The sequence below is a fragment of the Actinomycetota bacterium genome (assembly GCA_040755895.1).
Taxonomy (GTDB): Bacteria; Actinomycetota; Aquicultoria; order Subteraquimicrobiales; family Subteraquimicrobiaceae; genus Subteraquimicrobium.
Map to the genome: position 1 here is coordinate 1 of JBFMAG010000086.1, position 9943 is coordinate 9943.

Sequence of the window (9943 nt, forward strand, 5' to 3'; positions counted from 1 at the left end):
GCACCATTGGTGATTTAATGTTATGAATTGAGAGTCAAATTTGGGAGGGAAAATGTCATTCTTCACCCTCATCTTCAAGAATCTTTTACGGCGTAAGATCAGAACTTTCCTCACCGTCTTGGGAATTAGCATTGGAATTGCCACAATCATCGCCTTGGGTTCCGTCGGAGAGGGACTAAAGGAGAGCATGGGCAAAATCTTAAGAGTGGGAGGAGGTGATTTCATCATCGCTCAATCGGGCACGGCGGATCTTGCCTTGAGCACCGTCTCTGAATCCCGAGTTGATGACATACGGAAAATTGAGGGAATGGATAAGGTGGAAGGCGTGTACATAGGGGTTGCAAAGCTTGAGGAGATTCCCTTCTTTCTCACGCTGGGTGTCAGGAAAGAAGTTCTTGAGATAGGTGATATAAAAATAGTTGAGGGCAGGATTTTCAAGAGGACGAGTCAAAATGAGGTTATGTTGGGGAAAGTGGCTGCAAAAAATCTTAAAAAGAAAGTCGGCGATGAAATTAATTTAGCTGGAAGGAAATTTAAAATCGTGGGTATCTACGAGTCTGGGGAGATATTTCAAGATGGGGGCTCCTTTTTCCCTTTGAAGGTCATACAAAGGCTTCAGAAGAAAGAGGGTAAAATCTCGATGATTTTAGTTAAAGTCAAAAGGGGAGTGAGCATAGAGAAAATCGCTCAGAAGGTTGAGCGCGATTATCCCGATGAATTGGTCACCGTGAAATCCCTTGAGGAGATAGGAAAGGTCGATCAAGGGACGGCAACCGTGGATGGTGCCGTGTGGGTGATTTCGCTTTTGGCCATCTTGGTCGGTGGGATTGGGGTAATGAACACCATGATTATGTCCGTCTTTGAGAGAACTCGGGAGATCGGCGTTTTACGAGCGTTGGGTTGGAAACGCTGGCGCATTTTAACCATGATTTTGGGAGAATCTTTCCTGGTGGGTGTCCTTGGAGCTTTACTCGGCATTGCTTTTGGACTCATCGCCGTAAAACTCATCCTCTTGAGTCCCGTCATCAAAGGATTCATAGAGCCCTTTTATCCCTTAAATCTATTTGTGAAGGCTTTGGCAGTTGCGATATTGGTTGGACTTTTCGGCGGCTTTTATCCGGCTTACAGAGCCTCTAAACTATCACCCGTAGAGGCGTTGAGATATGAATAAGTTTAGTTCAAGGTTGAAGGTTGAGGAGTCATGGGTTAAGTTTACCGACTCTCCACTAACAAACTTCTAACTAGAAGGAGGCATGGGGATGGACAGAACGATCATAAGAACTAGAAATTTGGTGAAAACCTTTGAGGGCGGAAAGGTGAAAGCTTTGGATGGAGTGAATTTGGAAGTCCCAGAAGGCGAGTTCGTCTCCATCATGGGTCCCTCTGGCTCGGGCAAATCAACACTTTTAAATATGATTGGGGCACTCGATCATCCAACGGAGGGGAAAGTAATCGTCGACGATGTGGACCTCTCAAAGGTCAAAAATCTCGATGAATTCAGAGCGAAAAAGGTCGGCTTTATCTTTCAACTTCACAATCTAATTCCAACTCTTACCGCCCTTGAGAACGTTGAGATTCCCATGTTTGAATTGGGATTATCCAAAAGAGAGAGGAGAGAGCGGGCCAAAAAATTGCTCGAATTGGTGGGTTTGGGAGAGCGCCTGAATTATGTGCCCACCAAACTTTCCGGAGGAGAAAGGCAGCGGGTGGCAATCGCCAGGGCATTAGCAAATAATCCAAAGATAATCCTCGCTGACGAGCTCACGGGAAATCTCGATTCTGCCAGTAGTGATGAAATTCTTCACTTACTTCTCGACCTCAATCAACGAGGACAAACGATTGTTTTAGTCACTCACGACCAAGAGATGGCCGAACACGCGAATGTCGTCTATCATTTGAAGGACGGCAAAATCCTCGAAACCCTACATGATTCATGATGCATGATGATTCAGGATGCACGTTAAAACATTTTTATCTTATATCCTGAATTCTGTATCCCTAATCTGATCTTCTATTGCGGGGGATGTCCTAGGGGGATGATGTACAAAGGCTCATGATTTCGAGGTAGGGAGAGCACCTTCTGTACTTGATCATCGTGAAAAGCCCCGATGGGGGTACCACCTAGCCCCATGGCTACAGCCTCCAAGAGGATGTTTTGAGCGGCATGCCCCGCTTCCATGTGGACGTATCTTGTGGCTCGTTCGCCATACTTCGCTGCCGTTCTGCTGTAAACTGCGGTGATGACTATATTTATCGGCGCTTCTGCTATCGGAGATTGACCGAGAGCTGCATCAGCGAGTTCGGAATGTCGATCGCCCTTCTTGATCTTTTTAAGGGTGTGCTTTTCTAATCCATAGTGATAAACGCCATCTTTCGAAACCACGTAAAGCTCCAAGGGTTGTAATGCGCCCGCCGATGGAGCGGTTCTTGTGGCACCAGTGATGGCATCGAGCGCCCTTCCTTGAGCGGCCCAGAGCAATTGGGAGATTTGTTTGAGGGTTAAGTCTTGTTCGGTGAAACTTCGTTTACACTCGCGAGACCCCAATGCCTTTTCGAGTGACATTTCCCCATTTCTCTTGGGTTCGGGTAGCTTAACCACGGCATCTTCTAGAGCAATCCTCTTGCTGATCCTTCGCTCTGTTATCTTTTCTTCGGGCTTTGCTCTGCAACTGCAACAGAATAAGCAAATTAGCAATATTGCAATCCACATCTGATGCTTCTGTCTCATTTGACTCTTTCACCACCTTCATTTCTCTTTAGACAATATTGACAATAAAACAAAATAATTTGCTTCGCTACTCGTATCTGAGAGTTTCTTAAGAATTTTTTACGGATAAAAGGGAAGTCAAAGATTTAAATCCTGCAGTTGAAATTGTAGTATAATACTTAGGGTTAGGCTTTTGGTGAGGTCAGAAGTTCAAAATGGAGGACATTACCAAGTTAAGAAAGAGAGCCGAGGAACTTCGAGATTTAATCAATTATCATAATTATCGCTACTATGTGCTGGATTCCCCCGAGATCTCCGATGCAGAGTATGATGAGCTCATGAGGGAACTCATCGCCATAGAAGAGGCTCATCCGGAATTGATCACCCCAGATTCGCCAAGCCAGCGGGTGGGGGCACCTCCCGCTGAAGGATTCCTTCCCGTTCGTCATCGAACCAAGATGCTCAGCCTGGCTGATGCTTTCTCTTTCGACGAACTCACCGCGTTCTTTAATCGAATTGCAAGAGAATTGCCGGGTGAGAACATTGAATTCGTTTGCGAATTGAAGGTCGATGGAACGGCAATCGCTCTAACTTATGAAAATGGTTTCTTAACCTGTGGTGCGACGCGGGGAGATGGCGAAGTGGGTGAAGATATCACTCCCAACTTAAAGACAATTCGCTCCATCCCCCTGCGTTTGAGGTTAGATTCTCCGCCAGCCCTTCTTGAAGTCCGAGGCGAAGCATATCTTTCTAAGGAGCAATTTGAGGAGCTAAATAAAGAGCGGGGGGAGCAAGGACTTTCCCTCTTTGCCAATCCTCGAAACGCCGCCGCCGGTTCCTTAAGGCAGCTGGATCCGGGCATCACCGCCAAACGTGCTCTCGATTCCACACTATATTCGATTGGACACGCCACGGGTGTATCCTTTGAAACCCACTGGGATGTACTACAATTTCTAAAAGAGGCTGGATTTAAGGTGAGCAAATATTCGCGAAAGGTAGAAGGTCCCGATGAGGTTTTCGATTTCTGTTCGGATTGGCAGAAAAAAAGAGATTCACTTCCTTACGAGATAGATGGGGTAGTAATCAAGGTTAATTCCCTTGATCAACGGGCAAGACTTGGAGCTACTTCCAAATCTCCACGGTGGGCAGTCGCCTATAAGTTCCCGGCGGAGCAGAGGACCACTAAGGTACTCGATATAACCGTCAATGTGGGGCGAACGGGAGCCATTACCCCCGTGGCCATCTTGGAGCCGGTGAGGGTGGCTGGTTCGACGGTTAGTCGGGCTACCCTTCACAATGAGGATGAAATGAGGCGAAGGGATGTCCGCATCGGCGATACTGTCATCGTTCAGAAGGCAGGGGATGTCATCCCCGAGGTCGTCGCACCAATTGTGAGCAAAAGGGTGGGTGAAGAAAGGTTATATCAGATGCCCACCCATTGCCCGGTATGTGGGGCAGAGGTAATTCGACCCTCCGGCGAGGCCGTTGCCAGATGCACCGGAATCGCCTGTCCAGCGCAGCTCTTTGAACACATCCTCCATTGGGCGAGCAGGGGTGCCATGGATATCGACGGACTCGGTCCCGCGGTTGTCACGCAACTCCTCGAAAAGAACTTAATCGAAGATGTAGCCGATCTTTATTATTTGACCAAAGAAGACTTGTTGGAGGTGGAGCATTTTGCTGATAAGGCGGCGGAGAATCTCCTCAATGCGATTCAGAGGTCAAAATCGAGACCTCTTTCCAGACTTTTATTTGGGTTGGGAATCAGACATGTGGGGGCGCACATGGCTGAAGTCCTGGCAAAATACTTTCCCTCGATTGACGAGCTCAAGAGATCAAGTTACGAGGAGCTATTGGAGATAACCGAGATAGGACCAAAAATCGCCGAAAGCGTGGTTAGCTTCTTTAAGCAAGAGAGAAACCTCAAGGTTCTTGACAAGCTAAAGAAGGCTGGGTTAAAAATGGAAGAAGTTGTAAGGGTTGAGATACCTCAGAAACTCGAGGGTTTAAGTTTTGTACTCACAGGAGTTCTCACTGCATTCACCAGGGAGCAAGCTGAAGAAAAAATTAAGGAGCTCGGCGGTCGGGTCTCTTCCAGTGTGAGCAAGAAAACCGACTACGTGGTAGCAGGAGAGAATCCGGGCAGCAAATTCAATAAGGCTAGGGAATTAGGTGTAAAGATACTTACAGAAGAGGAGTTTGTGAGGCTGTTAGAATAACTACCCTCATCCCCAAATTTTTATCTTTTTGGTCATCTTACTCATCCTCTCACCTTACATCTTAATCGGTGGGCTTTACCCAACAAGCAATTCCCTCATAATTATAACCCATACTCGTGGCAAAGATTACCTCGTTCCAATTTGTGGTGTAGAAATGATCCCGCCCATTATGTAGACGATAGAGGGGATATGAGATTATATACCTTTTAGACGATGAGGAACATTAAATGTTCCATTTTAGAAAGGAGAAGGTTAGGGGAAATAAGTTTTCATTTTGCGTTTCCACTTCTCCATCCAAATTTCCTCAAACTTTTTAATTTCTTTTTCTACCTCGGCTTCAAATTTGCTTAAACTCATGCTCATTCCCGGAAAATCCTCGTGAAAAACCCTATCTCTCTTGATGTAATACTTTTGTAAAATTGTGGACTCATTCCATAAAGGAAGAAAAAGAATGACCTTATCGCCCACCTTTAGGGGAGAAATTCCATGTTCTATTATCTCAACTTTGCTATCGATTTTTTTCTCAGACCCAACTTCCCTGACAACTACCTCATCTTTTTCCCAATTTAAGGGCTTTTTAAGATATTTATCCACCTTGACCACCTTACCAATGGAGACCCATTTACAACTGTATTCTTCATCTTCAGCTTCCTCTCCAGGAGGAGGTCCAATCTCCACTGGAGGCAAAACTCTTGTGACTGTTCCTTCAAAGATGATGGAGGAGGATTCCACAAGGGAGGAAAGTCCTCTTAACATATCCTCAGGAGACATTTTTCCGATTTTTGAGGGAGGTACCTCTTCGGCGAATTTATACTTTTCTACCTCGGCCTCGAGCTCGTGAAGCTCTTGCTCAATTCGGGGACATCCTTGTTAACGGCTCTATCTTCCTCGATGTAAAACTTTCCGGAGGGACCCGCCAAAATTTGATACCTATTCTTTACAGGTTCCCACGCACTTTGATACCGCTTTGGAACAGTCTTTTCCAGGTCCCTTAGGAAGAGAATGACTTCGTCACCCACTCTTAGGGGGGTATAACCCACAATTGCCGAAGTTGTATTGCCAATCTTTCCTCCTTGCTCTCTGACGATGATCTCATCTTTCCCCAAAGGGTTCTTGAGATACTTATCCACCTTGATCACTTTATCTGTGCAGATAAAGGTCTCCGATTCAAGCTCTTTCTTGAGCCTCTCGGCATCGGCTTTGGTCTTAGCTCTGTAGTTGTAATGGGGAACTCTTCCTCCCGACTTTTGTATTTCCTCAGCCCTTTCAGCCTCCTCGCCAACCAAAATTCCAATGAAGTCTGTCTCTCCTCTCCTCTTCGCTTCTTCAATCTCATTTTCCCCGATATAAATCGGTTGTACAATTGACGGAAGTTCTACACTGGGCAAAATTTTTACCACTTTGCCCTTGACGATAACGTCAGATTCTTTGGCGAGATTTGGGATGTCCTTTAGCTCCCATAGTGGTTGAATTTCTATTTTCTTTGGTAATTTAGAAATTTCCGGGGGGACGTCTTCTCAGAAAGCATTTTGGGGATAGTAATGCTGGCTACAATTAGAACAACTATTATAGGAATCGCTAGAATCAGGACTTTTATCCTTTTAGTCAACTTACTTCACTCCTTTTCCCATCTCACCTTGCGTGCAGCATAATAGTTTACAAAAACATCATTTGTAGAATCGGGGTCATAATGAATATACATTCCACATATAGGACTCGTCCACTGATAGAGTGGAAAGAGATTCCAAGCCATTCGGGCGTAATACACCGCTTGTCTCCATGAATAGGAGAGCTCGTCGTAATCCAAACCTGCACGCATAATCCTCCCATCTGTACCCCGTAAACGTATATGCAAAAACATTGGTGTACAAAGAGGAAGGAAAAAGATGAGCAAAAGAATAAATGTGAGGCATCTTACAAGATAGCTTTTTCATCGCCCCTCCTTTTTCACGTCTATATCTTAACCGACCCCTTTTTTTGCAATGGATTTCACCATGTTCTTTGGAGTTCCTAGTCAAAAGGAGAAAATTGTCAAAAAATGAGCCAAGACTTGAAAAGTGCTCTTTAAACCAGCTATCATCGGTTGAAAGAATATATCGAAATAAAAGAAAGAGGAGTTCGTGAGGTTGTTAAGTGAATAATCGAGAGGTTCCCTGGACGCTAAAGGATGTCAGCAAAGGTCTGTTCATCTTAATACTTTTAATTCTGCTGAATTTCTCCCTTCAGACCCTTTCCATCAAAATTCCCTTTGCCTCTCCCTTAGTCCGGACACTTCAAATGCTCTTAATTTATGGATTTTTAGTCTCAGTAGCTTGGTATTATGGGGTTAGAGCTTACCGTGGAAGATTAAGAGATCTCGGCTTTTCTTCCTTTAATCTTTGGCTCGGCTTGAAATTGGGATTCCTTTGGTTGATCTTAGTTAGAACTTTAGCGGCGTTGTATGCTATCATTGCTATTGTTGTATTCAAATTCAAGCCTTCACCGGAGCTGATTACGGGAATACCCCGTTTTTTCGGACGGAGTTATCTTGGATTGATACTCGCTCTTTCGATAGCTGCTGTGGTAGCCCCCATTGCCGAAGAGGTTTTTTTCAGAGGCTTTATCTATTCCGCACTTCGGAAGAGCATCGGGATCACGGGAGGCGTTATCATCAGTGCTTTAATCTTTGCCCTTTTTCACGCCCAATCATGGCTTTTGGTTCCAGTGACCATAATCGGAGTGGTCCTGGCTTATTTGTATGAGAAGACGGGATCCCTGGGACCCCCCATAATTCTACATGCGTTAAATAATCTCATTTCCGTGGTTTTGATATACTCTATTTATGGTTGAAGGTTCAAGGTTGTTTACACACATTGGGAAACACTTATATTGTTTGGGGCATCCTTCCCAGTGCTAGCCCCTGCCCACCGGCAGGCAGGGGCTGCGAGCCCATAAAGTTCATAGCTCGGAATGATTTATTTTTTACTGTGAACCGTGAATGGTGAACCACGTGAGAGTGTACCAATATCTGCGATTAATACATCTAGGTTCCAGGTTGAAGCACAAAAGGAGAGGGAGAAATGGCGATTAGTAAAAAAGAGGTAGAGCATGTTGCCTGGTTGGCTAGGCTTTTTCTCACCGAGGAGGAGAAGGAGAGATTCACCAAACAGCTCAGCGAAATATTGGATCATGCCGGCAAGATTGCCCGATTGGATACTTCTAAGGTGCCTCCTACATCCCACGTTCTGCCTTTGAAGAATGTATTTCGCGATGATAAAACACGCTTCTCTCTTCCTCGAGAAGAGGCGCTTTCCAATGCACCCAAAAAGGAACAAGGTGCATTTGTAGTCCCCAAAATCATCTAATCCATAGTTAGGAAGTGAGGGAGTGAAGAAGTGAGGAAGTGAAAGTTTTAAACTTGAATCGCTTCCCCACTTGAATCACTAAAAAGGGTTCAATGGAACTATACAAATTGACGGCTCACGAACTTCATAGGATGCTCAAAGAGCGCAAGATAAGCGCGGTCGAGCTCTGCCGGAGCGTGTTTTCTCGCATAGGGCAGGTCGAGGACAAAATTAAAGCCTATGTTACCCTGACTGAGGAGCGAGCGTTGACAAAGGCTCGCGAAGTCGATGAGAAAATAAGGGCTGGGGAGCAGCTATCACCTCTTGCTGGCATTCCCGTCGCCATAAAGGATAATATGTGCACGAAGGGGCTACTCACCACCTGCGCTTCGAAGATTCTCCAAAACTATATTCCCATTTATACCGCCACGGCTGTTGAAAGACTCTTCGCTCAGGACGTCGTGCTCACGGGCAAGACGAACATGGATGAGTTCGCCATGGGTTCTTCCACGGAGAACTCCGCCTTTTTCGTTACCCGTAATCCATGGGACTTGGAGACCGTTCCGGGTGGTTCCAGCGGAGGGTCCGCAGCTGCAGTGGCTGCCGGTGAAGCCATTTTATCCCTTGGATCCGATACGGGAGGATCGATACGTCAACCTGCTGCTCTCTGTGGAGTGGTGGGACTCAAGCCCACCTATGGTCTGGTATCCAGGTATGGGTTGGTGGCTTTTGCCTCTTCTCTCGATCAAATCGGTCCTATAACCAAGGATGTAATGGATTGTGCCCTTCTTTTGAACTATATCGTCGAGCACGATCCCCTTGATTCCACATCATTAAAGGTCGAGATGCTCGATTATACGAAGGCTTTGGTAAACGACGTTAAGGGTTTGAAGATAGGAGTACCAGTGGAGTTGATGGGTGAGGGAATCCAAACTGGGGTAAGAGAGGCCATGGAGAATGCCATTGAGCTTCTGGAAAGTTTGGGTGCTCGTTGTCAGGAGGTTTCTCTTCCTCATCTCGATTATGCACTCTCTGCTTATTATATCATCGCTCCCGCTGAGGCGAGCTCCAATTTGTCTCGATTTGATGGAGTGAGGTATGGATATAGAACTCCTCAAAAAGTGGAGGACATTATGGAGATGTATTTCCGGACGCGAGCTGAGGGCTTTGGCAATGAGGTCAAGCGCCGCATAATGCTTGGGACTTACGCCCTTTCCGCGGGTTACTATGAAGCTTACTATGGTCGAGCTCAGAAGATCCGCACCTTGATAGTCAACGATTTCAACAAAGCCTTCGAAAAGTTCGATGTTTTAATCTCGCCCACTTCGCCCACGGTGGCTTTCAAAATAGGCGAAAAATATGAGGATCCATTACGCATGTATATGTCCGATATTTGCACAATTCCAGTGAACTTGGCTGGTATTCCCGCCATTTCCATCCCCTGCGGAGTAGCGGATGGTTTACCCATCGGTCTTCAAATAATGGGCAAGCCCTTGGATGAGGAAACAATCTTGAGGGTCGCCTATACTTTTGAGCAAAATTTTGGATTCAAGGAAGAACCGAATTTATAGCAATGTGCATGGGTCATAATTTTAAAATTTACTGTTTAACATAGGATTATCCAAAAATGGAGCCACCCCTTTAAAATCCAGTAATTATGACCACTTATAAGCAATGCAAAAATTTTAACATCA

At 45.6% G+C, this 9943-nt stretch carries 11 protein-coding genes; 6 read left to right on the forward strand and 5 right to left on the reverse strand.

Features of this window, described 5'->3' with window-relative positions:
- Nucleotides 1-52 precede the first annotated feature (52 nt).
- Both AB1466_04120 and AB1466_04125 read left to right on the forward strand, forming a co-directional pair.
- Nucleotides 53-1171: an ABC transporter permease gene (locus tag AB1466_04120; protein ID MEW6189283.1), complete on the forward strand. Its 1119-nt coding sequence runs from the start codon at nt 53-55 to the stop codon at nt 1169-1171.
- A gap of 88 nt (nt 1172-1259) precedes the next feature.
- Complete coding sequence (locus AB1466_04125; protein ID MEW6189284.1) at nt 1260-1937, forward strand: ABC transporter ATP-binding protein; 678 nt, start codon at nt 1260-1262, stop codon at nt 1935-1937.
- Between the two features lie 74 nt (nt 1938-2011).
- Here AB1466_04125 and AB1466_04130 read toward each other — a convergent pair whose 3' ends face one another.
- Entirely contained in the window at nt 2012-2728 is a 717-nt protein-coding gene (locus tag AB1466_04130) for a SagB/ThcOx family dehydrogenase (GenBank protein MEW6189285.1), read from the reverse strand.
- 194 nt (nt 2729-2922) lie between these two features.
- Between AB1466_04130 and ligA the strand changes: the two genes are divergently transcribed.
- On the forward strand, nt 2923-4926 hold the full coding sequence (gene ligA / locus AB1466_04135; GenBank protein MEW6189286.1) for an NAD-dependent DNA ligase LigA: 2004 nt from the start codon (nt 2923-2925) through the stop codon (nt 4924-4926).
- Between the two features lie 61 nt (nt 4927-4987).
- Here ligA and AB1466_04140 read toward each other — a convergent pair whose 3' ends face one another.
- The 4 genes from AB1466_04140 to AB1466_04155 all read right to left on the reverse strand — a co-directional run bounded on the left by AB1466_04140 (nt 4988) and on the right by AB1466_04155 (nt 6745).
- The gene (locus AB1466_04140; protein ID MEW6189287.1) at nt 4988-5125 is read right to left on the reverse strand and encodes a hypothetical protein; all 138 of its coding nucleotides are present in this window, start codon (nt 5123-5125) and stop codon (nt 4988-4990) included.
- A gap of 53 nt (nt 5126-5178) precedes the next feature.
- Nucleotides 5179-5682: a hypothetical protein gene (locus tag AB1466_04145; protein ID MEW6189288.1), complete on the reverse strand. Its 504-nt coding sequence runs from the start codon at nt 5680-5682 to the stop codon at nt 5179-5181.
- A gap of 62 nt (nt 5683-5744) precedes the next feature.
- The gene (locus AB1466_04150) at nt 5745-6314 is read right to left on the reverse strand and encodes a hypothetical protein (protein ID MEW6189289.1); all 570 of its coding nucleotides are present in this window, start codon (nt 6312-6314) and stop codon (nt 5745-5747) included.
- Nucleotides 6315-6541: 227 nt separating this feature from the next.
- Nucleotides 6542-6745 carry a hypothetical protein gene (locus tag AB1466_04155; GenBank protein MEW6189290.1) on the reverse strand — a complete coding sequence of 68 codons (204 nt, stop codon included), beginning with the start codon at nt 6743-6745 and terminating at the stop codon, nt 6542-6544.
- Between the two features lie 314 nt (nt 6746-7059).
- On the opposite strand from AB1466_04155, the gene AB1466_04160 reads away from it, so the two are divergent.
- The 3 genes from AB1466_04160 (at nt 7060) to gatA (ending at nt 9820) form a co-directional block, all read left to right on the forward strand.
- The gene (locus tag AB1466_04160) at nt 7060-7755 is read left to right on the forward strand and encodes a type II CAAX endopeptidase family protein (GenBank protein MEW6189291.1); all 696 of its coding nucleotides are present in this window, start codon (nt 7060-7062) and stop codon (nt 7753-7755) included.
- Nucleotides 7756-7985: 230 nt separating this feature from the next.
- Nucleotides 7986-8270, forward strand: a complete 285-nt coding sequence (gene gatC / locus AB1466_04165) for an Asp-tRNA(Asn)/Glu-tRNA(Gln) amidotransferase subunit GatC (protein ID MEW6189292.1) — start codon at nt 7986-7988, stop codon at nt 8268-8270.
- 92 nt (nt 8271-8362) lie between these two features.
- A complete protein-coding gene (gene gatA / locus AB1466_04170) occupies nt 8363-9820 on the forward strand; it encodes an Asp-tRNA(Asn)/Glu-tRNA(Gln) amidotransferase subunit GatA (GenBank protein MEW6189293.1) in 1458 nt (485 codons plus the stop codon).
- The last annotated feature ends 123 nt before the right edge of the window (nt 9821-9943 follow it).

Bases quoted from the DNA above. Each gene is read 5' to 3' on its own strand.
- AB1466_04125 (MEW6189284.1), top strand. From the start codon at position 1,260: ATGGACAGAACGATCATAAGAACTAGAAATTTGGTGAAAACCTTTGAG.
- AB1466_04120 (MEW6189283.1), top strand. From the start codon at position 53: ATGTCATTCTTCACCCTCATCTTCAAGAATCTTTTACGGCGTAAGATC.
- gatA (MEW6189293.1), top strand. From the start codon at position 8,363: ATGGAACTATACAAATTGACGGCTCACGAACTTCATAGGATGCTCAAA.
- AB1466_04145 (MEW6189288.1), bottom strand. From the start codon at position 5,682: ATGTTAAGAGGACTTTCCTCCCTTGTGGAATCCTCCTCCATCATCTTT.
- AB1466_04130 (MEW6189285.1), bottom strand. From the start codon at position 2,728: ATGAGACAGAAGCATCAGATGTGGATTGCAATATTGCTAATTTGCTTA.
- gatC (MEW6189292.1), top strand. From the start codon at position 7,986: ATGGCGATTAGTAAAAAAGAGGTAGAGCATGTTGCCTGGTTGGCTAGG.
- ligA (MEW6189286.1), top strand. From the start codon at position 2,923: ATGGAGGACATTACCAAGTTAAGAAAGAGAGCCGAGGAACTTCGAGAT.
- AB1466_04155 (MEW6189290.1), bottom strand. From the start codon at position 6,745: ATGCGTGCAGGTTTGGATTACGACGAGCTCTCCTATTCATGGAGACAA.